General features: G+C 68.0%; 15 protein-coding genes and 6 pseudogenes. 7 read left to right on the forward strand and 14 right to left on the reverse strand.

From position 1 onward, the window contains the following. Positions 1-157: 157 nt before the first annotated feature. From ACWC5C_RS21050 to ACWC5C_RS21065, 4 genes and pseudogenes are all read left to right on the forward strand, one after another. Complete coding sequence (locus ACWC5C_RS21050) at positions 158-283, forward strand: hypothetical protein (RefSeq protein ID WP_450877384.1); 126 nt, start codon at positions 158-160, stop codon at positions 281-283. 268 nt (positions 284-551) lie between these two features. Further along, positions 552-1,763 carry an erythromycin esterase family protein gene (locus ACWC5C_RS21055; protein ID WP_450877323.1) on the forward strand — a complete coding sequence of 404 codons (1,212 nt, stop codon included), beginning with the start codon at positions 552-554 and terminating at the stop codon, positions 1,761-1,763. Between the two features lie 346 nt (positions 1,764-2,109). After that, entirely contained in the window at positions 2,110-3,099 is a 990-nt protein-coding gene (locus tag ACWC5C_RS21060; protein WP_450877325.1) for a helix-turn-helix domain-containing protein, read from the forward strand. Positions 3,100-3,168: 69 nt separating this feature from the next. Further along, positions 3,169-3,537, forward strand: a pseudogene (locus tag ACWC5C_RS21065) (type VII secretion system-associated protein); the annotation flags it as partial. 255 nt (positions 3,538-3,792) lie between these two features. Here ACWC5C_RS21065 and ACWC5C_RS21070 read toward each other — a convergent pair. Both ACWC5C_RS21070 and ACWC5C_RS21075 read right to left on the reverse strand, forming a co-directional pair. Further along, the gene (locus ACWC5C_RS21070; protein ID WP_450877327.1) at positions 3,793-5,220 is read right to left on the reverse strand and encodes a ricin-type beta-trefoil lectin domain protein; all 1,428 of its coding nucleotides are present in this window, start codon (positions 5,218-5,220) and stop codon (positions 3,793-3,795) included. Between the two features lie 67 nt (positions 5,221-5,287). After that, positions 5,288-7,258: a BTAD domain-containing putative transcriptional regulator gene (locus tag ACWC5C_RS21075; protein WP_450877329.1), complete on the reverse strand. Its 1,971-nt coding sequence runs from the start codon at positions 7,256-7,258 to the stop codon at positions 5,288-5,290. An 835-nt stretch (positions 7,259-8,093) separates the two neighbouring features. On the opposite strand from ACWC5C_RS21075, the gene ACWC5C_RS21080 reads away from it, so the two are divergent. Further along, on the forward strand, positions 8,094-8,792 hold the full coding sequence (locus tag ACWC5C_RS21080; protein WP_450877331.1) for a hypothetical protein: 699 nt from the start codon (positions 8,094-8,096) through the stop codon (positions 8,790-8,792). Between the two features lie 119 nt (positions 8,793-8,911). Here the strand turns inward: ACWC5C_RS21080 and ACWC5C_RS21085 are convergent. The 3 genes and pseudogenes from ACWC5C_RS21085 to ACWC5C_RS21095 all read right to left on the reverse strand — a co-directional run bounded on the left by ACWC5C_RS21085 (position 8,912) and on the right by ACWC5C_RS21095 (position 11,019). Next, positions 8,912-9,755 (reverse strand): annotated as a pseudogene (locus tag ACWC5C_RS21085) (IS5 family transposase). A gap of 211 nt (positions 9,756-9,966) precedes the next feature. Then, positions 9,967-10,185, reverse strand: a complete 219-nt coding sequence (locus ACWC5C_RS21090) for a hypothetical protein (RefSeq protein WP_450877333.1) — start codon at positions 10,183-10,185, stop codon at positions 9,967-9,969. Positions 10,186-10,713: 528 nt separating this feature from the next. Beyond that, positions 10,714-11,019, reverse strand: coding sequence for a Smr/MutS family protein (locus ACWC5C_RS21095; protein ID WP_450877335.1), 306 nt, complete (start codon positions 11,017-11,019; stop codon positions 10,714-10,716). 300 nt (positions 11,020-11,319) lie between these two features. Here ACWC5C_RS21095 and ACWC5C_RS21100 point away from each other — a divergent pair. Continuing rightward, positions 11,320-11,800, forward strand: a pseudogene (locus tag ACWC5C_RS21100) (transposase); the annotation flags it as partial. A gap of 165 nt (positions 11,801-11,965) precedes the next feature. On the opposite strand, the gene ACWC5C_RS21105 reads toward ACWC5C_RS21100, so the two are convergent. From ACWC5C_RS21105 to ACWC5C_RS21140, 8 genes and pseudogenes are all read right to left on the reverse strand, one after another. After that, a complete protein-coding gene (locus ACWC5C_RS21105; RefSeq protein WP_450877337.1) occupies positions 11,966-12,832 on the reverse strand; it encodes a hypothetical protein in 867 nt (288 codons plus the stop codon). A 185-nt stretch (positions 12,833-13,017) separates the two neighbouring features. Further along, a pseudogene (locus ACWC5C_RS21110) lies at positions 13,018-13,267 on the reverse strand (hypothetical protein); the annotation flags it as partial. 80 nt (positions 13,268-13,347) lie between these two features. After that, positions 13,348-13,644 (reverse strand): RICIN domain-containing protein, encoded by a 297-nt coding sequence (locus ACWC5C_RS21115; protein ID WP_450877339.1) that lies wholly within the window; start codon positions 13,642-13,644, stop codon positions 13,348-13,350. Further along, positions 13,629-14,699: a hypothetical protein gene (locus ACWC5C_RS21120; RefSeq protein WP_450877341.1), complete on the reverse strand. Its 1,071-nt coding sequence runs from the start codon at positions 14,697-14,699 to the stop codon at positions 13,629-13,631. Before ACWC5C_RS21120 ends, ACWC5C_RS21115 begins: the two co-directional genes overlap by 16 nt. A 62-nt stretch (positions 14,700-14,761) precedes the next feature. Then, the gene (locus ACWC5C_RS21125) at positions 14,762-15,433 is read right to left on the reverse strand and encodes a hypothetical protein (protein ID WP_450877386.1); all 672 of its coding nucleotides are present in this window, start codon (positions 15,431-15,433) and stop codon (positions 14,762-14,764) included. Between the two features lie 79 nt (positions 15,434-15,512). Further along, positions 15,513-16,733, reverse strand: a pseudogene (locus ACWC5C_RS21130) (BTAD domain-containing putative transcriptional regulator); the annotation flags it as partial. A 663-nt stretch (positions 16,734-17,396) separates the two neighbouring features. Next, entirely contained in the window at positions 17,397-19,019 is a 1,623-nt protein-coding gene (locus ACWC5C_RS21135; RefSeq protein ID WP_450877343.1) for an ISL3 family transposase, read from the reverse strand. Between the two features lie 810 nt (positions 19,020-19,829). Further along, positions 19,830-20,006: pseudogene (locus ACWC5C_RS21140) on the reverse strand (pirin family protein); the annotation flags it as partial. Between the two features lie 110 nt (positions 20,007-20,116). Here ACWC5C_RS21140 and ACWC5C_RS21145 point away from each other — a divergent pair. After that, on the forward strand, positions 20,117-21,244 hold the full coding sequence (locus ACWC5C_RS21145) for a tyrosine-type recombinase/integrase (protein WP_450877380.1): 1,128 nt from the start codon (positions 20,117-20,119) through the stop codon (positions 21,242-21,244). Positions 21,245-21,307: 63 nt separating this feature from the next. Here ACWC5C_RS21145 and ACWC5C_RS21150 read toward each other — a convergent pair whose 3' ends face one another. Continuing rightward, a complete protein-coding gene (locus ACWC5C_RS21150) occupies positions 21,308-21,493 on the reverse strand; it encodes a helix-turn-helix domain-containing protein (protein ID WP_450877345.1) in 186 nt (61 codons plus the stop codon). Positions 21,494-23,288: the final 1,795 nt, after the last annotated feature.

Genomic DNA, 23,288 nt, shown 5'->3' on the forward strand with positions numbered 1-23,288 from the left:
CGGCCGTAACAAGACGCCCTTCGGGGGGAGTTGGTGAATCCGTGACGAAAAAACCAGCCCGCCGAAGGCCCTCAGGATGTTGTCTACCAGGTCCGGCTCCCGCTGTCGAAGCGGACCATCGATCTCGTCGCCAGCCTGGTACGAAAAGGCGCCCGACATGAACGCGGCCAAGGCGCCCGAGACCTGGCAGACCTACGACATCGTCTTCCGTACAGCCCGATACAGCGGCCGCATGACCGAGGACGTCCGGGTGACATGGTGGTGCCAGGAGTCCCGGCGGTAGCGCCTGCTGTACCCGGAATGGGCAGCGTATGGGTTGGAGGCGACCCCTGTGCGCACGGGAATCTTTCGCCATGACGCGACGCAAGGCAGTAATCATTCCCTCGGTCCTCCTCTCCCTCAGTGCTGTGGCGGTTGCCACTCCGGCCATCGGCGATGCCATGGACAAGCCACCGGCTCAGGGGGCAGCGTCCGTTGGCCTTTCCAGGACGTCGGCAACAGGGCAACGCGCGGGTGGTGTGGTCGATGCCATCGAGCGCAGTGCCCACACATTGAGGAGCACCGAGCCCGAAGGCAGTCTGCGGGACCTGGACGTGCTGGGCCGCATGGTCAAGGACGCCGAGGTGGTGGGTTTGGGCGAGGCCACCCACGGATCGCGGGACTTCTTCCGCATGAAGCACCGGGTCTTCCGTTACCTGGTGGAGCAGAAGGGCTTCCGGACCTTCTCCCTTGAGGTCGCCTGGAGTAGCGGTCTACGGCTCAACGACTACGTATTGAATGGCAAGGGAAACCTCAAGGACATAGCGAACGAGGAGTTCCAGGGGTCGTACCGGATCTGGAACAACCAGGACTACATCAACCTCATCGAGTGGATGCGGGACTACAACCGCCAGCACCCGAAGGACAAGGTGCAGTTCATGGGCGACGACATGGGCTACGCCGGGCCGGAGCTGTACGAGAAGGTGACCGACCAGGTGGCGCGCGAGTACCCGCGGCTGCTGGAGCGCGTCACCGAGCTGTACTGCGGTCTGGCGCCGACCACCGACGCCGGCACCTACACTGAGGACTACCTGAAGTTGCCCTTGGCCGAGCGCCAGGAGCGGGCGGAGCGGGCCGGGAAGGTGTACGAGCTGCTGCGCAAGCAGCGTCCCGGCTCCGGTGCCGACCGGCAGGAGCATCTGTGGACCGTGCAGCACGCCAGGGCCATCCACCAGATGGCCAAGGGCTACTCCTTCGACATCACCGACGAGGCCCAGGTCGCGGAGATGATGAGGCTCCGTGACCAGATGATGGCGGAGAACGTGGCCTGGTGGAACGAGCACACCGGCGACCGGATCCTGCTGTCGGGCCACAACACGCATGTGTCGTACGACTCCTTCGACGAGCGGTACCCCAAGACCCAAGGGGCGTTTCTGCGCGACGCGTTGGGCGGGAAGTACGTCAGCATCGGCTTCAGCTTCTTCAAGGGCTCCTTCAAGGCGTTCGGCACCGACGACGACGTGATGCGCACCTACAGCGTGGGTGCCGCGAAGCCCGGCTCCAACGAGGAGACCCTGGACAAGGTCCGCCAGGACGACTACATCCTCGACATGCGCACGGCTCCCAACTCCGCGCGTGCCTGGCTGGACACGTCGCGTGTCACCTGGAACATCGGCGCCGGATGGCCCGACCCCGTGACGTACAAGAGCGCCCTTGGCCAGGCACATGACGTCCTCATCCACCTGAACGAGATCGAGGCCACCGAGTACCTGGGCAAGCCCTGACCCTGCCCTTGCCGGAAACCTCGTCCGTGCATCACGCCACCTGTTGATATGCGGGGAGGATGCCGTCGAGGCGATCGGACGACTTCGACAACTGCGTCCATGATCGTTTCGAAGAAGTCGCGCGCCAGTAGGGCGTCGGCTTGGAGCGCAGGCTAATCCTTTTCCTGGTCGGCGTCAGGGTTTCTCACGACGCTGGTTTCGGTTTCCCTCGGCCCGGCCCGGGGCATGTCGAGGAACCGTGCGCTCTTCGCTCCCGCCCCGAGCACCGTAAACAGCGGCCATTCGAGTCGAACAACACTGCTTACAATGGTGTTGGGCATCGAATGCGAGGTGGAACCAACTGGCTATGGATAGCGATGGAACGGTGATTGATTTGTCGCGCGCGAGCTTCAGATGGGACACCACGGACTTCGACGCCTTCAGACGTGAGTGGGAGGCACGGTTCGGTCAAGGCTTCCCCCTGACGGCATTCAGCCAGGTCACCACGGATGCCTTCCGGACCAAAGGCCGAGCCGTCACGGTGCGCGACGTGGCCCTCACAGACTTCCGCACCGCGTTGCCCCTTTGCACCGCGCCCGCGCAGGACACCGATGAGGGCTGGGTGCAGATGTTCGTCGTACGGCGCGGCACATGGACGATCGGCGGCTCGTCCGGTCGTGGCGTGCACACCGTATCCGGCGGGCAGTTCCTGCTCCGATATTCGGGACAGCAGACGAATTACGAGACGTCGTCACACATTAGCGCGCGGAATTTCGTCCTGCCTTCCGGGGAGCTCAAACCGTTACTCGGGGTCCGGACCAGCATGGGGTCGGCGGATACGGCCGAGATGCGCCTGCTGTCGGCCCACGCGAACATGGTCCACTCCACCTTCGCCGACCTGAGCCCGGCCAGTGCGCAGGTCGCTTGTAGCACGCTGATCGAGTTGGCCAAGGCGGTGGTGATGCGTGGTTTGGACGATGTGGAGCCCCTGCTGGCGCCCGCCCTCGCCCAGGCCGCGAAGGACCTGGCGGACAGCCATCTCGCCGACCCCGAGCTCTCTCCCGCGATGCTGGCCCGCGAGCTGAGCGTCTCCGTCCGCACCCTCCAGCGGGCGTTCGCCGGGGCGGGAGAGTCGGTGACCGCCTACATCCGTCACCGACGGCTGGAAGAGGCCCGGACCGCTCTCATCGCCCCGGTCGGCCGCCGACTGAGCGTCTCGGAACTCGCCGCACACTGGCAATTCGCCGACAGCAGCCACTTCATCCGGGCCTTCAAAAAGCGCTACGACCAGACACCCACTGAATACGCTCGGTCGACGGCCGTGCACGAGGCGGGAGAACCTCGCTGCGGCACGTGATGCCCCGCCCCACCACGCAGGGCGCGGTGCTGCACGTCACGTGGCCACGGGTCGCCCCCCGCGTGGGCCGTGGTCGGTCAGTGGTGGTCCGGTCCGGACGGCGAGATCGTCGAGTGGCAGGACAACGAGGAGTACCGTCCGTCCCCCAAGGCCCTCGGCTGGCCCGAGCCCGCCGACGACGTGGACGCGGCCGTACAGCTGGCCGCGACCGGCTGCGGGCCGGGCGAAGACGTCACCAGGGCGCTGGCCGAACTGCCGGAGGCGGCGGTGTTCGTCACGCCCGGCGGCGATCCGCTGCCCGCCACCGCACAGGACGGCGAGACCCCCGTCGTGCCGTTGTTCACCTCGCCGGTGTATCTGCACACCTCGGGGCGTCTGGCGTTCGAGCTGCTGCCTGTCTCCGAGGTGCTGGACCGGCTGCCCGAAGGGCACGTTCTCTACCTCAATCCGTCGGCCCCCGTGAGCATGACCGTGGAAACCGACGCGCTGCGTGAGGCACTCGCCGGGGATGCCGTCGAAGCGACAGGCGGGGACGAGGCCGACCACGCGGTTCCCTCACGCCCGGCCCCCTCCCCGGCCGGGGAGGGCAGCCGCGGCGGCGTTTCCTCATCTGTGGTGGCCGTTGGACGACGCCACGGGAGCGACCCCGGCGGAAGCCGCCGGGGCCACGGGGAGCCGAACCGGAACGGCGGCTCAGGAGCGAGTGAAGATCCACTCGTGGTTGTTCTCGTTCTCCGGCGCGCAGGGCCAGATGATCAGGCCACGTTTCTCGTCGTCCCGTCCGTACGCGTCCAGGCACTGGTCGTCACTGGCGAAGTTGCGGATCCAGAACTTGCCCTCCGCCCGCTTGTCCAGCCACCACAGCTGGTTGTCGGCGGTCGTGCCGTTGCACGGGAACTCCTGGACCTTCGTGCTCCCCGGGCGGGCTCCGTACTCGCCCAGGTCCAGGCAGTTGGAGTCCACGACGTTGCGGATCTGGAAGAGGGGCGCCCCGCCGGGGCCGGCGCTGTCGTACTTCTTCTCCACGTTCCACAGCTGGTTGTCGTCCGCGTTGCTGTTGCAGTCCGCCTGGGTGATGGGCCCGTCGGAGGAGCCGCTGCTGGAGCCGGGGATGTCGACACAGGTGCCGTTCGCGTTGTTCTTGATCAGCACACGGGTCAGCACGGTCGGGAGGCTGCCGGTGGCTGCCTTCTTCTTCTTGGCCGCCGCGTGCTTCTTCTTCCCGGCTGCCTTCGCCGACGTCGAGGGGCTGCGGGCAGACTTCTCCGCCGCCTTCTCCGCCGCCTTCTCCGCTGCGGGCCCGGCGGACTTCTTCGTCGACCCCTTCTTCTCCTTGCCCGCCTTCGACTTCGTCGGGCCCGGCGACTTGGCGACGAACGCCCCCGACTTCGACCCGTCGTCGTCCAGAACGGTGTCGGAGGAGCTGGAAGAGCTCACCTTCTCGCTCTTGCCGTCGTCCTTGTCGCCGGCCATGACCAGCAGCGGCACGGCGATGAGGATGGCCCCCGCCATGGCGGCACCGGCGAGCACGGGCTTGTTGGGGCGGCCGGGGAAACCCTCGTCCGTGTCGGGGGAGTGGCCACCGGCGCCCGCCGAAGCGGTGGCCATCGCGGCGGCACCATCGGCGTCCCCGTCGCTGGACACGGTGGCCACCGTGCCCCTGCCGCGGCGGGCCGCCCAGCCGCGGATGCCGTTGCCCGCCGGTGCGTCGCTCGCCGGTTCCTCACCTGCCGCGGCTTCGGCCTCGCCTTCGTCCCGGGCCGCTGATGTCCCGGGCGCCGTCGGTGTCCTCGGCGTCTTCGAACCTTCGCGGGCGACGTCGGCCGCCGGCTCGGAGGAGCGACCGGCGACCAGGCCGCCCCGCGGGGCCCACCTCCGGACGACGGTGGTCGTCTTCCCGGCGTTCGCGCTGGTTTCCGCCGCGTTCCCGGAGGCGTCCCGGCCGACGGCCTCTGGTGTCTTCGCGGGAGCGGACGCGGACCCGGATGCGCCGGGGCGGGCGGTGGGGGTCCTGGCTCCGTTGAGGTGCTCCTCGACGCTCGCGGCGTCGGGGGACGCGGTGGAGGAACCTTCGCCGCCAGTGGCGGAGGTTCCTCCGGCGGTCTTGTGCTGATCGGGCATGTGCTTCTCCTGTGGCCACGAACACGGGTTGGCGGCGATGAGTGGTGACGGGGGGCGGGGGTACGCGTCAGCGCCCGTGTTCCGGCGCCGGGCTGCGGCTCCGGCCGGGTGCGGCAACCGAGGTCATCGGGCCCGCCGCGCGCAGATGGCGGACCAGCCGCGCCGGATCGGCGCCGCCCCTGCGGGTCAGCTCACGGGCGAGCGCGGCGTGCAGCAGATGTCTGGAGGAGGGGGCGAGGGTGGACAACACCACCTCCCGGGGCAGTTCGGGGAATCGGTAGTGCCCCGTGGAGTGCTCCTCAGGGGCCGCCTCCCAGAGCAGGACGCGGGCGGTGACGGCAGCGTCGACCAGGGGCAGCAGCCGGTCACGCGTCATGCCCTGGACATCGGCGAGCAGACCGATGTCCAGCGACGTGCCGTCGGCGGCGGCGTAGGTGAGCATCGTCCTGACCGCGGCGGGCAGTTCGGCCAGCCGCGACTGGACGACGCTGCGCACCGAGGCGGGAACCCGGGCCGAGGGCCCGGTGCGACGGTCGGGCGGGAGCTTCAACAGCTCGCCGAGGACGAAGGGATTGCCCTCACTGCGCCGGTGCAGCGCCGAAGCTTCCTCGGAGGGCGCGCTTTCACCGCGGGCGGTGAGCAGCTCGGCCACATCGGCGACCGACAGCGGATCCAGGTGGAGCCGGGTGGCGCCGTGGCGGGCCAGCTCCGCGAGCAGCCCGCTGACCGCGGGGTCATCGGCGTTCCTCAGGGCGCAGACGACGGCGACGCGGGCGTCCCGCAGGACGGTGGCGAGCTGGCGGAGCAGGGCGTGGAAGTCCGGCGGGGCCCAGTCGAGGTCGTCGATCACGCACACGGTCGGCCCCCGGCCCAGCTCCCGCAGCAGCGCGGCGAGCCGCCCCTCGCAGGTGGGAACCCGCGCCGGTGTTCCGGGCCCGTCCTGGCGCAAGTGGTGCAGGAGTTGGGTGGCGGGGCACACCATCGACATCTCCTGGCTCTCGCTCAGCGCCTGACCGCCACTGGCCCGGGTGACGGTGAACCCGGCGGCCTCGGCCCGGGCGGATACCTCGTCCAGCAGGCGGGTCTTTCCCGACCCCGGCTCACCGGAGAGCACCGCCCACTGGGGGCGGCCCGCCGCCGCGGTGTCCAGGACGGTGGCCAGGTGGGCGGTCTGTTCCGCCCGGCCCACCAGCGGTTCGGCGGTGGCGCCGGGGCCGGCGGACAGGGTGGCGGCGCCCCGGGAGCGGCGGGAATCGCCGAGGACGGCGGTGTCATGGCGCAGGATGGCGGTGTGCAGCTCGCGCAGCGCGGGGCTGGGGTCCAGGCCGAGATCCGTGGCCAGCATGGTGCGGAACCGCTCGTAAGTGTGGAGCGCCTCGACCGACCGGCCCGCCTCGTACAGCGCGCGCATCAGCAGCGCCCAGGACGACTCGCGGAGCGGGGCACTGATGACGAGGCCCTCGCCGATGCCGATCGCCCCCTCCGGATGGCCCAGTTCGATGAGGACGGTGGCCTGGAGTTCCCTCGCGTCGTGGTGGGCGGTGGTGAGCCGCGCCGCCTCGCGCGCCGCGAAGGCGTGCTCGGCGACCTCGGCGAGGGCCTCGCCCCGCCACAGCCCGAGCGCGGCGTCCAGCTCCTCGCGAGCCGAGCCCAGTTGTCCGCTCCTGAGAAGGGCGCGGGCCCGGGTCACGGACTCCTCGAAGAGGACGGTGTCCCGGGCCTCACGGGGCACCTTCAGCGCGTAGCCGGCCGGCCCGTTGACCAGCACCGTGGAGCGGCCCTGCCGCACCGGGTCGAGTACCGAGCGCAGTCTGCTGATGTGCGCGCGGATCGAGGAGACCGCCCCCGTGGGCTGGTCTCCCCGCCACAGATCCCGGCAGAGTTCGGCCAGCGAGACGGGTCGGCCGTACTCGATGAGCAGCCGGGTGAGCAGCATCCGCCGCTGCCGTGGCCCGAGATCCAGTGGCGTGTCGCCGCGCAGCACTTCGACCGGCCCGAGCATGCCGTACCGCAAGGTCTGGTCCTGATGTGAGTTCATAATGTGTGCCCACCTCCTGGCGACACCGCGAACGGTCGCCGAGGCACCCTCCACACGCACCGGAGTGTGGACAGGGAACGTTTCCTCAGCCGCTCGGCCGGGCCGGGAACACCGTCACCGCCGACCTGCCACTGACAAGACGTCCCGTTCAGCCCGCCCCGTGGCAGGGGCGGTCGGCCATCATGCCCATGCGGGGCGACCTGCTGCATCGGATGTTCCTTGTTGTGGCGGCTGTCAGGTCTGGTCGGTGGGCATGACCCAGGGGCCGAACCGGTGCGCAGCCTCGGCCCCACGCCGGTACCGGCGCCGGTCGAAACGGCTGGGACTCCGTTGGTTCGCGGGGCCAGTCGTTCGTGTGCGCCGGGGCCGGAGCTGCCGGGCTGCCCGTACCGCGGAAGCTTAGGAAGATCGGCACCGCGCGCACTTGAACCACAGCGCCATCCGGGCAGAACATGAGCGCCACCGGACAGCGCGGACTCACGCGGCCGGGCGGATCGACCGCACGGTGGGCGCCCCGCGAGATCCTGCCCGAGACTCACACACTCCATGCGCTGCTCCGGCGCGTCTTTGTGGCGCTCATGTCCTATCCGCATGTCGCTGTGCATCAAGTGTGTGCCGCGACGATCTTCTTAGGGTTCGGCGGTGGGAAGAGAACCGGGCCGTTCCGGGCCGGGCTGATCGCCCAGGATGTGCGTGAAACGGCCGTACGCGCCCGTGTGGTCGGACCCGTGGCGCTGGATGTGTACCCGGATCGGGGCGACGGCCGAGCGGCGCGGCCGGGTTCAGGACGTGATCGCCTCTCCGCGCAGTCCGGGCCGGGAGGAGAAAAGTGGGAGTGCGATTTCCTGACCTGCGTGAACTGGGGCCGCTGAGCGTCCTGGAGTGGGAGACGCTGCGCTCGCTGAACCGAGCGTGCGTGGATCTGCGGCAGGAGTGGAAGTCGGCCTGCACGCAGATCGGCCGGGCCGCGACACGGATGGAGCTGACCGAGGACTACGCGCAACACAGCGGATTCTTCCACCACCTGGAGGCCGTCAACGCGGCATACGAGGCCGCCTCCGACTACGAGTGGCGGGTCAGCAGGATCACCTGGCGGTACGCGAGCGCAAGCGCGCTGCTCGGCATCAGGGTGCTGGACCGGCTCGTTTCCGGGCAGCCTCCGCTGGCCCCGAGCCTGGTGAAGCAACTCGCCTCCACCGAGCCGACCCTCGGACAGCTGAGCGAGGCATTCTCCCTGGTGCCGAGCCGGCTGCGCGCCGCCCAGGACGCCGGGGACCAGCAGCGCGACACGGTGGAATACGAACTCCTGACGGCGGCGATGCGGCGCGTCTACTACGACGTCACGCACCAGAGTGCCGCCGACCGAGGACGGACCGCGAAGGAGGCCGACGAGTGCCGGCTGACCCTGGTGTCCGAACCGGACGTGGACCCGTTGTGGGAATACCTGCTGGAGCCCGTGCTGCAACTCGCCGAGCGGTTGCCGTACGACATCTCCTGGTGGCTGTCGCACGCCGGTGTGCGCAGCGGCGTGTGAGCCGGGCCCTGACCGAGCGAGAACCGGCCCGGTCAGGGGCCCGCGGGTGCGGAGTTCGTCGGCCAGGGTCCGGGCGGCGTCTTCCTGAAGGTCGAGTGCCTGAAGGAGCGGATTCAGGTTCACGCGCCGGCCGCCTGCGGATCACGCCAGGTGAGCGTGGTCGTGTCGGTGAGCCGTCGGGCCATGACCTGGGTCATGGCCCAGCAGACGCGCGAGGCGGAGGAGGCCGGGCGGTGTTCGTAGTCACGGACCAGACGCCGGTGCAGTATCAAGATCCCGAAGGTCTGTTCCACCCGCCACCGCTTCGGCTGCGGCACGAAGCCCTTCTCCTCGGGGTTGCGCCGGAGGATCTCGACGTCGATGCCGAGCCCCGTGCGTGACGACCTGGTTCTTGAAGCCGTGGCCGACCAGTGCCTTGCTCATCGAGCCGCCGGCCGCGACGGCGACCTGGTCGAGCAGGGCGATGCCGGCGGTGTTGTCGTGGACGCTCGCGGCCAGCACGGTGACGGCGATGACCAGTCCGAGCACGTCCACGGCCAGGCCCCGATTGCGGCCCGGCACCCGCTTCGCGGCGTCTCTGCCCGTCGTGGCCGAGGGGACCCCGGTGGCCGCCCGGACACTCTGGGTGTCCAGGATCACCAGGGTCGGGTCCTCTAATCGCCGGTTGTTCTCCCGCACCTGGCAGCGCAGGAGTTCATGGATCTGCCGGTCGGTACCGTCGTCCCGCCAGGCGGCGAAGTAGTAGTACGTCGCACTCTTCGGCGGCAGATCGTTCGGCAGCAGAGCCCACTGAGAACCGGTCCGGGACTGGTAGACGATCGAGTTCACGATCTCCCGCAGTGGATAACGCCCCTGATGCCCACTTACCGAGCGATGCCGGGCCTTCCAGGCCGTAAGCACCGGCTCGATCAACGCCCACTGCTCGTCGGACAAGTCGCTCTGGTACGGCTTGCGTTCACTCACCCCACCTACCCCAAGCAGCCCACCGACACCGGACCGGCACGTTCCGGCTTCGCCCACACCATCAGGCGACGCCAGAACCACTCATAGACTCACGAACCGCCCACTGACATCGCGGCTCAGGCATGGTCCGGACCGAGCGTCGGCGCCCTGCTGGTCAGCGTCCGGGCCGGTGCGGCCCACGAGGCGAACCCCGCCCTCCAGGTCCTGCAGATCATGTGCAGGCGTCCGGGCGGTGGACGATGGTCGACACCGTCACCACAGCCAGGCTCTCCAGTGCGGCGTGAGCCCGGCCGACCTGATGCCAGCCGACTCCGGCCTCCACCGCGGCTTCAGTGACCGGACACGACACTTCATGCATCGTCAACACCAGGCGTTCAACCACCGCAAACGTTTCCGGATCCGACGCTGCCTGGCGCTGGAACCACTCCACGAGCACATCGTCTGCGAGCTCATGCACTGGCGGAAACCCCTGCGCTCTCTCCCCATCCATGCCCACTCAACGAACCCGACCGCCCACGAGCAACGAGGCCGCCCCGAAGAACTTTCCAAGATCCCCAACAGCGTCAGGTACTCGATCTGGCGCCCCAGTCGGTTGTGCATCGAACGACCGGGGCCGCCCGCTTGTCGAGGATGGGAGCCGTGCCAGGCCGTCAAGGGCGCCTTCAGCGTCGCAGAGCGATGACCTGCGGTCACCCTTGACTGCCAGTCCCGTCTCCTGGCTTGGCCGGCTATCGGGCGACCCCTCCCGAGTGGCGTCCGGCGCGGAAGGCTGGGGAGGTTCGGTGAGCAACTCTGGCCGAACTGCGGATCGCCGGGTGGGGAGATTCAGGGGTTCCCATCACCAGCCGGGTAGTCCGCCGCGATCGCGTGCGTCGTCCGCCGGATCCCGCTCAGCGCGGGCCCGCTGACAGCTCCCAGTGAGGCCGCAGGCCCGATGCAGGGTTTGCCGACTCCCTCATCACATGCCCCAGTCATGGTCTTCCTCGTCGTCCACGGGGGCAACGGAGCGTGATTCGGGCGGGGCCATGCGAACGATAACTCGGCCGCTGTTGCCTGGAAGGGTTTCAACAGCGTGGTACAGCTTCTTGATGTGCTTCTGCGCGAGGAACGTCAGTACCCGCTGCTTAAGCTGCCCCGATCCTTTGCCCGGAATGAACTGAACGGCATCCTCGCCCGTATGCGCCGCTTTGAAGATCGTCTGCCGCAGCGTCAGCTCGATATCACGGTTGTTCTTGAAAATCGGATGCAAATCTACGGTGATCACTCTTATCTGTCTCCTTAAGTCATGCTTAGGGCCCATCATCATCCGCCGGGGAAGACGGGATGATCGCGGCCCGCGTTCCGAACTACCGCACGCCAACCTACCGTGACTGGCGAAGAATTCCGGACCCAGGCAGTTCGCTTGGATCACCGGACGCCAGGTACAGACCGAGCGGCTTGAGGCCGCGGAGGATCAGAAACACGCGCTGAAAACCCCGAAGAAGGCATGGGCGCAATGCCTACGACGCGGGCGGCACCGAGCGGCTCGGCGCCCGGGTCGCGGAGATCACCGAACATGCACGACTTGAGCACCTGGCCCAGGGGGATGCGGCTGATCGTCCGCAAGGAAGGCCCGCGCCACGGGGCCCCAGTTGCGCTTCACCGACTTCGACAGACTGCGGCTGGCCTGCTTCGCCACCAACACGAAAGGCGGTCAGTTCGCCGACCTTGAACTACGCCACTGCCGAAGGGGCTGCTGCGAGGACCGTATCCGAGACGCCCGCGACACCGGCCTGCGCAACCTGCTTCTGCACGACACCGCCCAGAATCGGATCTGGCTGGAGATCGTCTCCCCCGTACTCGGCCTCCTCGCCTGGATACCGATGCTTGCTCTGACCGGCGACACCCGCCGCTGAGGGCCGAAACGCCTTCGCCTCCGTTTGTTCTCCGCCGCCCGGTTCGCGAACACCGGCCGCCGCCGACTCCGCTTCACCGCCCGATGGCCCTGGACGCCCTTGATCACCAGCACCATGAACCGGCCCCATACCCTCCCGAACCCCGGCTGACCAGCAACTTCTGCCGTCTCAACAACTCACACGACCACCACACCGGGAATGAAACCGGCGCTCATCCGACGCGAAAGCCGGGCCTCAGCCTGCACCGCCCCAAGAAGAACGCTCCTGAGACACGAAGTCGCCGACGAACTGACGGGAACTCATGAATGATCGAGGCTAAGGAGTGGGTGCTCGGTGTTCCCGGGCGAGGATGGCCAGCGTCAGGGCGTGCCGCCGTCCCGGTGTAAAGGCCCACGTCTCCACTGCCTCGCGTAGCCGAGGTGCCTGTTCGTGGCCGTTGACGGGTGCCCGGCTGATCCAGCCGTCGAGAGCGCTGGCCAGTGGATAGCAGGAGCCGTCGCCCGTGTAGTCGACTACGGCGGTGGCCGCGGCCGATAGAGTGAGGCCAGGGATGTGCCGCAAGACGGTAACGAGTCGTTCACCGCTATACCGCGACCAGTCATCAGCCTGCTCCAGATATGCGGCAGCGGCCGAGCGCAGAACGCGAGCCGTATCGTGACCCATACCCGTGTCGGCGAATCCGCGGTGGGGCAGGCTGAGCACGACCTTGGCGCCGGGCGCAGTATGGACGGGGCCTTCTGGGTGCGAGTGGTGGGCACCGTACAGTCGGCACCACTGACGGTAGTGCGCCCGTCCAATCGTCGTGGGCATGCCCTGCATGATGACCGCCGCCGAAAGCGCCTCCCAAAGGCACAGCGTGGATATCCGCATAACCGTCCCCAGCGAGGCGAGCGACCGCACGATGGGTATCGGCCCCTCACCAAGCCAAGAGGGGAGTTCGGTATAGGTGATCTCCGGAAGGTCGGCGTCTTCCGTCCGCCCGTCAATAGGGCGGAGGTCGAGTTTGGTATCGCCCCACGTGGCCAACCATTTCGCGCCGCGCCCATCCGTGAATATTCGATAGTAGTATCCAGAAGGCGCGTGCGTCCATGCGGGATGGTCAAGGCAGAACGAAAGAGTCTCGATCGATGCGTCCGCGGCGAGTCGACCACCGCGGTAGAGCTGAAGGGTAGGCGTGGTCACGGTGAGCCTTCCGGATAAGCATGATGGGGGTGCGTCGGAACGACGGAGCAGGTCATGCACTGCGACGATTGGGCAAAGACACGAATCGGTGGTCCTTCCGCCTCGCTCAAGGTAGTTGCCGTCGGTTGATTCTTTCCTTATCTGGTTTGCAGAAGGCTGCGTACTGCGCATCGCATTACCCTTGCATTGATGACCAGCACACCACCCATCGCGCTTTCAAACACCTCCTTGGTGAGCTGTGGCGGTGTGGCCTAGGTAGCGACCAACGAGATCGGCGCGCGCCACCTCGATGAGCTGACGCACGGCAGTACACCCATGGAGGTCAGCAGTCCGGCGTAGAGGCAGACCACGGTGGTCTCGTCGGTACCGGGTGGCCCGGCGAAAACAGATGCTGGCTGATGCGGCGGCGGGCAGTCCCACGGCCTCCCGCTGCCGGCGGAGGGAGCGCCCTGATGTCACGGCGGTGGCCGGGCGGTAACCGCCGAGGTCACGAACGGAAGCACACTGGTGGTGGTTCAGGAGGGCGTGACGATCCACTGGTGGTTGTTCTGGTTCTCAGACGTGCAGGGCCAGGCGATCAGGTTGCGTACGTCGTGGTCCCGCCCGTACGAGTCCAGGCACTGGTTGTCACTGGCGAAGTTGCGGATCCAGAACTTGCCCTCGGCCTGCTTGTCCAGCCACCAGAGTTGCTTGTCGACGGCCCTGCTGTTGCACGTGGATTCCTGTACGTGCGTGGTGCCGGGACGGGCGCCGTAATCGGGCAGGTCCAGGCAGTGGGAGTCCATGACGTTGCGGATCAGGAAGAGAGGCACCCCGCCCGGTCCGGCGTTGTCGTACTTCTTCTCCAGGTTCCACAACTGGGTGTCGTCCGCACTGCTGTTGCATACCCCCCTGGAGGATGGGGCCGTTGGCGTAGCCGGGGATGTCGGCACAGGTACCACTGGTGTTGTTCTTGATCAGCACACGTGTCATGACGGCCGGGAGGTTGCCGACGGCCGTGTTCTTCTTGGCTGCTGAGTGTTCCTTCTCCTCGGCCTTCGCCGAGTTCGAGGGGGTGAGAGTCGGGCTTCGACTCCGCCTTTTCCGCCGCGGGCGAGGATGGCTGCTTCGGCGGTTCCTTGTCGGCCTTCGGCTTCGTGGGCGTTGGTGACTCGGCGACGAATGCGCCCGACTTCGACCCGTCGTCGTCCAGAACGGTGTCGGCGGAGCGAGAAGAGCCGGCCTTCTCGCTCTTGTCGTCGTCCTTGCCGGTGGCCACGACCAGCAGCGGTACGGCGATGAGGATAGCCCCCGCCATGGCGGCGCCGGCGAGCACGCCCCCCTTGGGGCGGCCGGGGAAGCCCCCGTCCGGGCTGGGTGAGTCGCCACCGGCGCCCGCCGCCGCGGTGGCCATCGCGCCGACGCCGTTCGCGTTCACCTCGGCGGGCGACGTGGCCACCGAGTCTCTGCCGAGGCGGGAAGCCCTGCCCCGAATGCCGCGACCGGTCCGTGCGTCGCCCGGCGTTTCCGCACCGCCCACAGCTTCGGTCTCGCCTCCGACGCGTGCCGCCGAGGTCTCGCATGTCCTCGGCGTCCTCGCGCCGTCGCTGTTGACAGCGGTCTGCGTCTCGGAGGCGGGGCCGGCGACCAGGCCGCCTCGCCGGGCCAACCGCCGGATGGCGGTGGTTTTTTCGTCGGCGCTCGCGCTCCTTTCCTCGTGGTTGGCGGACACGTCCCGGTCGGCGGGCTCAGTGGCTCCGGGCGCGGATCCGGCGGGGGCCTTGCCACCGGTGTGATGCGCCTCGACGCTTTCGGCGTCGGGAGACGCGGTAGCGGACTCCTCGCCGGTGGCGGAGGTCTGGCCGGGTGCCTTGTGCTGATCGAACATGTGCTTCTCCTCTGGCCACGCGTCCGGCGGCGGTGGGGGCGGCGACGGAGTGAGATGGCGCGTCAACGCCCGTGTTCCGCCACCGGGCTGCGCGACCGGCCGGGTTGCGCGACCGGGGCCATCGGGCCCGCCGCGCGCAGGTGGCGGGCCAGCCGCGCCGGGTCAGCGCGGTCCCCATGGGCCAACTCATGGGCGAGTGCTGCGTGCAACAGGTGTTGGGAGGAAGGGGTGAGGGTCGACAGCACCACCTCCCGGGGCAGTTCGGGGAAGCGATAATGCCCTGTGGAGTCCTCGTCACCGCCCGCCTCCCAGGTCAAGATGCGGGCGGTGACGGCGGCATCGACCAGTGGCAGCAGCTGGTCCCGCGTCATGCTCTGAATGTCGGCGAGCAGACCGATGTCCAGCGATGGGCCGTCGGCCGCAGCGTAGGTGAGCGTGGTCCTGGCCGCGGCGGGCAGTTCGGCCAGTCGCGCTTGGACGACGCCGCGTACCGTGGCCGGTACCCGCGCCGAGGGTCCGGTGCGCCGGCCGGGTGGGAGCTTCAGCAGCTCGCTGAGGATGAAGGGGTTGCCCTCGCTGCGCCGGTGCAACGCCCACGCCTTGTCTGGCGAGGCGCTTTCCCCGCGGGCGGTGAGCAGCTCGGCCACCCCGGCCACCGACAACGGTTCGATCTGCAGCCAGGTGACGCCGTGGCGGGCCAGCTCCGCGAGCAGCCCGCTGGCCCGCGGGGTCATCGGGGTTCCTGAGGGCGCAGACGACGGCGACGCGGGCATCCCGCAGTACAGTGGCGAACCGCCGCAGCAGGGTGTGGAAGTCCGGTGGAGCCCAGTCCAGATCATCGATCACACACAAGGTGGGCCGTTGGCCAAGCTCCCGCAGGAGCGCGTTGAGCTGTCCCTCGTCGGCGTCGTCCTGTGTCGGTGTTCCGGTCCCTTCCTCACGCAAGCCGTCCAGGAGTTGGGTGGCGGGGCACACGATCGAGATTTCCTGGCTCTCGCTCAGCGTCTGGCCCCCGACGGCCCGGGTGATGGTGAACCCGGCGGCCTCTGCCTGGGTCGACATCTCGTCCAGCAGCCGGGTCTTCCCCACTCCGGGCTCACCGGAGAGTACGACCCACTGGGTGCGGCCCGCTGCCGCGGCCTGGAGGACGGCGGCCAGATGGGCGGTCTCCGCCGCCCGGCCCACCAGCGGTTCGGCGGTGGCGCCAGAACCAGCGGACAGGGCTGTGGCGGAGCGAGGGGGACCGGGATTGCCGAGGACTGCGATGTCGTGCCGCAGGATGGCGGTGTGCAGCTCGTTCAGCCCGGGGCTGGGAACCAGACCGAGGTCCTTGGCCAGCATGGTGCGGAACCGCCCGTACTGATGGAGTGCCTCGACCGACCGACCCGTCTTGTACAGCGCGCGCATCAGTAGCGCCCACGATGACTCGCGGACCGGGGCACAGATGACGAGATCTTCGGCGATGCGGACCGCCCGCTCCAACTCGCCCAGTTCGACGAGGATGGTGGCCTGCAGTTCCCTTGCCTCGTAGTGCGTGGCTGTGAGCCGTGCCACCTCGCGCGCGGCGAAGGCGTACTCGGCGGTCTCACCGAGGGCCTCGCCACGCCACAGTCCGAGTGCGGTATCCAACTCTGCGCAAGCCCGGCCCAATTGATTTCGCTTCAGCATATCGCGAGCCCTGGCCAGGGAGTCGCCGAAGAGAACGGTGTCCACGGCCTCACGAGGCACCTTCAGGGCGTAGCCAGCAGGTCCGTTGACCAGCACCGTGGACCGGCCCTGCCGCACCGGGTCGAGCACCATGCGCAGCTTTCTGATGTGTGCGCGGATGGAGGAGAACGCCGTCGTCGGCTGGTCCCCCTGCCACAGATCCCGGCGCAGCTGTGGCAGCGAGATGGGGCGGCCGTCCTCGATGAGCAAGCGGGTGAGCAGGATCCGGCGCTGCCGAGGCCCCAGATCCAGCGGCGTCTCACCGCGCAGGACCTCGACCGGGCCGAGTACGCGGTATCGCATGGTCTGTTCGTGACGTGAGTTCATGATGCGCGCTTACCTTCTGGCGACACCGCAAACGGCCGCCAAGGTACCTCCATAACGTACTGGCGTGTGGGCAGATCAAGCGCCTGGTGAATGGACTCTCGACCGGGAGACTGGTTGACGAGCCTTGGATGAAGCAGTGCCGCCATGGAGCCGAACTGCCTTTTCACGGAGGAAAGGACGGCTGTGGATCTTGGTGGCAAGACGTGCTTCATCAGGTATTCCTTGCGGTGGCGGCTGTGAGGCCTGGTACGTGCCGGGGCCCGGAGCAGCCCGGGTTACTCCGAGCCCTGGGGCAGCTTAGGAAGGACGGCACGGCGCACGCTTGGACCACAGGGTCATGTTTATGGAATATCAGTGCCATCAGAAAGTGCCGGAGTACTCAACGCAGCTGAGTCGGCCTCGGCTTGGTGGAGACCCTGAAGCAATGTTCAGGGCTTGCCTTGCCGGGATTCAACGTGCGGATTTGGTCTTTGCGTTGTCTGATGCGAGGAGGCAAGCACGACTTTCCCGGCCAGACCGAAGAAGGCGATCCCGTGCGGTCTCCACGGCGCGAGCAGGGTGCCGCCCAGACCCGCCAGGGCATCCTGGAGATTGCCCGCAATCTCTGTCGGCGACGGCTGAAAAGCGGTTCTGTCGCATGCTTTGTGATGCGGTGACTGAGTGTTAGCTCAGGAGGATGCGTTTGCGGAGTAGGGGCAGCTTGGCACGGCCGAACATCTGCCGTTTGAGCATCTTGATGCGGTTTACTGCGCCTTCGACGGGGCCGGAGCTGTAGGGCAGGGTGAGGCCGTTGGTGACAGCCTGGGTGTCCTGTCGCAGGCCCGCGACGAATGAGTGGAGGTCCGGTAGGTCGTCCGCTTGGACCTTGGACATCCATTCCTCCAGCTGGTCACCGTGGCGCTTGTTCATCAGCTCGGCGAAGGTTTGGACGTGGTGGGCGGTCTTCTCCAGTTCCGGGCAGCGGCCGAGGATGGCCCTGAGACGCTCGGCCTGGTGCTCGGCGATGTTGTCCGGGTGGCGGGTGAGCCAGCTGGTCACCTCCCGCACGGACAGAGGCCGACGGGGTGGCCGGTCAGTGCGGGGGACGGTGTCGCGCAGTTGCCGGAGGTACTCCTTGACCACGCTCTGGCCGCCGGTGTAGCCGCGGTTGCGGAGTTCTTGGAGTAGTCGGCCGGCGGTGGTGCATCCTTCCGCCCACCGCTGGTGGAGGTAGGGCTTGTGGGGGTCGAGGATGCTGGTGCGGCCGGTCCACTTGCCGGCCAGCAGGTCATCTGCGGTCCCCGCGCGCAGGAAGCGGCGGACGGTGTTGCGGGCCAGGCCGAGCTGTGCCGCGATGCCGTGCAGGCTGTGGCCGTGGCGGTGCAGCTCGTGGATGATCTGGTGACGCTCGCGGGTGCGGTCACTGATCCGTCCCGATGTGCGAGGTGCGGCTGTCGTTCGCGTCGTGGACGCGGCTGCCCGGATGTCCTCGGCCGTCAACGCCAGCTGGTCGTCGGGCGGTTCGGGCTCGGGGAGCAGGGCCCGATGGCGCACGACCGTCTTCTCCACGGCCTCCACGAGGTTGTGGAAGAGGTGCCAGCGGTCCGCGCAGTGCTCAGCCTCCGGTGCTCCGGCGCGGGCGCCGTCGGCGTAGGCGGTGGAGCGGTCGCGGCAGATCACCTCCACGCCGGGGTGGTCGGCCAGCCAGCGGGCCAGGGTGGCGGCCTCGCGGTCAGGGAGAACGTCGATGGGCCGGTGGGTGTCGATGTCGATCAGGATCGTGCCGTAGGTGTGCCCCTTGCGGAAGGCGAAGTCGTCCACGCCCAGCACCCGTGGGGTGAGTCTGTCGGGGTCGGGCAGAGCGTGGATGAGCCGCAGCAGGGTGTCCCGACCGGCGCTCATGCCCAGCAGGTGGGCCAGCCGGGCGCCGGCCCGGCCGGCCAGTGCCAGGGCGATCCGGGCCAAGGTGGAGCGTTGCCCTTCGGTGCGGTGGGCGTGGGGCCTGGTCAGACCTGTTAGCTGTTCTGCGAAGGTCTGTCGAGGGCATCGCCGGTCGCCGCACAGGAAGCGCCGGACCGTCAACGCCAGTACCACCGCCTTCCCCGCGGTCGGCAGGTGGGCAGGACGACGCTGGTAGGAGCCATGCACCCGCTCGGACCAGCCACGACACCCTGGACACCACGCACCACGGGCAGTGCTGCGAGCCACAACGCGTATGACTCCCGGCTCTGCCTCTATCGACGCGATCGCCACGTCGGCAACGCCGGGGAACAGCAGCTCCTTCAGGTCAACCGTGCTCTCTCCCACGGCCGGTGACCATCACCCGGGCGAGCACCGTGCGGGGCTGATTTCGGGCAACTTCCACGCGGCCGCCCAACCCGCCAGGGGCTACAGTCCGTGACCATCCACAACACATGCGACAGAACCACTTTTCAGCCGTCGCCGACACTGGACTGCGCTAGTGAGCTGGCCAGTTCGTCGCGTGAACTCGGCGATTCAAACTCGCGCTGTGCCAGGAGCAAACCTCTGGGGGAGGAACCTGCAAGCTGCTGCTCTCCGAGGATGGGCAGTGTCCAGGGGCTGAAGAGCACTTGACCGCCCCGAGCCGCAAATCCTGAAAGCAGCCGTGCGGCCAACGTGATCTAGGTCAGCACCAGGCTGCGCCTGCCGCATCGATCAGACCACGGGGCAGCGAGTCCGCATCTGATCACAGCCGCCTCATGCGCCGGACATTGGCCTCCCGACACTCCTGTCGACTTGTAGAGGAGCAACAAAAGCGGCGCGTGCCGCGTTGCCGCCCGATCTCATCGTGAAGCCGCAGTGGCCAGCGAGGACCGTCGCTCAAACATCGCGCAGCGCGACCTGGCCCCGATCCCGGCTTGCGCGGTGCACCCCTCGAGTGGATCGAGCGGACGTTCCGACCTGATGAAGGGTCAGCAAAGTCAGCATTGGGTCAGCGTAAGGTTTGCCAGAGGCTGTCACAGACGGTCAAACCTGGGACTCGTCGCTGTCCCTGTGAAGCGGCCGCAAGAGGCGCGTCCACGTCACGTTGCCGCTGGGTATCGACCATAAATGATCAAGCGTTCGGTGATGGCTCGCTTTCGATGAAAGTGCAGGTCAGCGGGCGCGTCCGCGCGGTTTCAGCGGTACTGGGGGGAGTTCGGGGGCGGGGAGCGGCGGGCCGTCGTAGCCGTGGACCTCGCCGAAGTGGCGGCCCGCCGTCCAGTCGGCGCGGGCCTGGGCGATGTCGTCGTGGGAGCGGCCGATGAAGTTCCACCACATATCACACGATTCCCGTCTTCGTGCAGGTCGGAGACGTCTCGGAGTATCGGCTGTCAGTAAAGTGTCAGCATCGGCGCCCGAGGAGTCAGCAGTACATGGCGGCCAAGACGCTCGCCCGGGGTATGGGCACCTTCTTCAAGGAGTGCGAGCACGCTCAGTCCCGGTGGTCCAAGTGCCCGCACCCGTACAAGATCCGCTATCGCGACGCGGCCGGGAACCAGGCCGAGGAGTCCGGCTTCTCCAGGCAGGACGACGCCATCGAACGCTTGTCGGAGATCTACAAGGCGAAGAGGGCCGCTCCTCAGAATCGGAGCAGGGCGGAGCGCATCCGGAAGTACGGCGCGATGCAGTTCGCGGAGTACGCCGCTGATTGGAAGGCCGGGCAGCGGGATCTGTCCGAGTCGTCCGTCCGGCATCTCGACTCGCTCCTGGAGCACCACCTCTTCCCGGCCCTGGGAAGCCGCCGGATGAATACCTTCGACCACAAGGTCGTGGACGGCTTCATCCAGACCATGGAGCGGAATGGCGCCGGTCTGGCCACGCAGGCAAACGCGTACGACAAGCTCAAGGCCGTCCTCCTCGACGCGCACAGGCTCGGCCTCTTCAGCGAGAACCCTCTGGAGGGGGTCAAGCCTCCGCAGTACGACCCCGAGCGCGCGGTCATCCCGTCGGTGCAGCAGCTCCAGGAGATACGCACTGCTGGCGACGAAATGTTTCTCCTGGTGGCCGACCTCATGAGCGGATGTGGCATGCGCAACGGGGAAGCGGCGGCAGTCAACATCAACAACATCGTGGCCGACGACGTGTACCGCATCACCGAGCAGGTGAACCAGACCACCAGGGAATACGGACGGCTGAAGCACCGGAAGGCCAGCGAGTACCGCGACGTCCCCCTCCCGGCGCGGGTCAAGGCCACCATCGAGTGGTACGCGGGGAAGTACGGCACGGTAAACGGCTACCTCCTCCGCCACCCCCAGGACCCGAGCAAGACGTTCCCGTACTACTACCTCTCGAACCAATGGCAGAGGATCAAAAAGGCTGGTGAGGTGGACATCCCGGAAGGGATGGTCATGTACGGCTTCCGGCACTTCTTCGCCTCGAACTGTCTGACCAACGGCATCCCGATCACCGACGTGGCCGAGTGGATGGGCCACAAGAGCCTGGACATCACCTTCAAGATCTACCGGCACCTCATGCCGGGATCGGTCGGCAAGGCTGCCAAGCTGCTGGACTTGGGGCTGGCGGCCTGAACCGCAGGAGACCCCCGTACTGCGAAGCAGCGACGGGGGACCTGTGTGTTCGCGAGTGCTGCTCTAGCCCAACTTCTGCTGTCGAAGCCAGGCTTGGACGTCCGATATCTTGAATTGAATCTTCGCATTGCGTCCACGCCCAAACTTGTAGGGGGCCAGCCCCAAGCTAGGGGCCTCCCGATACACCCAGGCCACTGACATGTTGAGATACTCTGCTGTCGCTTTCACGTCCATGAATTGAGCAGACATGCTTAGCCCTTCAGGGTGGAATTTTCCGGATCAAAGTTAAGTCTGGGAATGCTGCTCGATTTGGCCAGGCTGGTTTCTGCTGATAAAGAGGAGGTCCCGGTAATGGACTTCCCAGGGACCGGAGCAAGGCGGTCGTTGTTGAAGGGCGTGTTCGACCTCGTACAGCCAGGCCATGCGCGAGCAACCCGCGCGGACGCGGGCCGACACGTATCTTCTCTACGCTGGCCTGGACCCCATCGAGCAACCCCCGCAGACGCGGGGCCGACCACACGCCTACGCGCTGCATGGGCGCGTCGCGAGAGCAACCCCCGCGGACGCGGGGCGACTGGAAGAGGCCGGCCGAGTCCCGGTCGCCGCCCGAGTAACCCCCGCAGACGCGGGGCCGACAGGGCCAGGCCGAACCCGTCCTGCAACAGGACCGAGTAACCCCCACAGACGCGGGGCCGACGTTCAGCGGGGGGCGACGATCGCGCAGGTCGCGGAGCAACCCCCGCAGACGCGGGGCCGACGAGGAGGAGACGCGCGAGCGGAAGTGGGCCAGCGAGCAACCCCCGCAGACGCGGGGCCGACCCCCAGAAGCGCCACGCAATGCAGCCAGGTCAAGAGCAATCCCCGCAGACGCGGGGCCGACTACGTCAGCCCCTCGGGCTCCGTGTCCGCGTCAGAGTAACCCCCGCAGACACGGGGCCGACATCGGCGTGCCGAGCACGCGCGCCTCGATCAGCGAGCAACCCCCGCAGGCGCGGGGCCGACGGAGGAGCCGCTGTGCGCGCAGCCGTACTGCACGAGCAACCCCCGCAGACGCGGGGCCGACCTGGCTGGGGACCGAGCGGGGTCGGCAACCCCAGAGCAACCCCCGCAGACGCGGGGCCGATGAGGCGAACCACGGGGCGGACGCCGTGGAGCACGAGCAACCCCCGCAGACGCGGGGCCGACCACGTCCTGCGCAGCGCCAGCCTGCTGGACGCCGAGCAACCCCCGCAGACGCAGGGCCGACCTCCCTCCGCGGCCCCCCGCGCCGTCGACTCGGGAGCAACCCCCGCAGACGCGGGGCCGACGTTGGCGATGACCGCTCTCGTCTCCCCAGACGAGAGCAACCCCCGCAGACGCGGGGCCGACATCTGGCGAATGTCACGCGCGGCGCCTGCAACCGAGCAACCCCCGCAGACGCGGGGCCGACCCCCTCCACATGTACAGCCAGGCCGAACACCTCGAGCAACCCCCGCGGACGCGGGGCCGACATAGTCTCTACCAAGGTCAACAGCTCCTATCTGGAGCAACCCCCGCGGACGCGGGGCCGACGCACGGCCGAAGTCCACGGACGCGCTGGACGTTAGAGCAACCCCGGCGGACGCGGGGCCGACCTCCGAGGACAACGTCACGCCCGCGTCGCGCAGGAGCAACCCCCGCGGACGCGGGGCCGACTCGGCGCGCAGCCACATCTCGTACGGAAGCCGGGAGCAACCCCCGCGGTCGCGGGGCCGACCCGGCTGCGTCCGTACTCAGCACCCACAACGCAGAGCAACCCCCGCGGTCGCGGGGCCGACAGCCGTTCGGGACGGAGGGTGATGTCGAAGCCGGAGCAACCCCCGCGTGTGCGGGGACCACACCGCCGTGGAGTACGACGGACTGGCAAACGGGGGACCAACCCCGCGTGCACGGGGACCACGTCAGACAAGGTCGGGGTCTTGTCGGGGCGGTGGGACCAACCCCGCGTGCGCGGGGACCACAGGAGTTGACCTGGGGCTTTATGTGGCTGGGTGCTCGTTTTCCATCACTTTCGTGAAATCCGTCA

It is taken from the genome of Streptomyces sp. NPDC001700 (genome assembly GCF_053596435.1).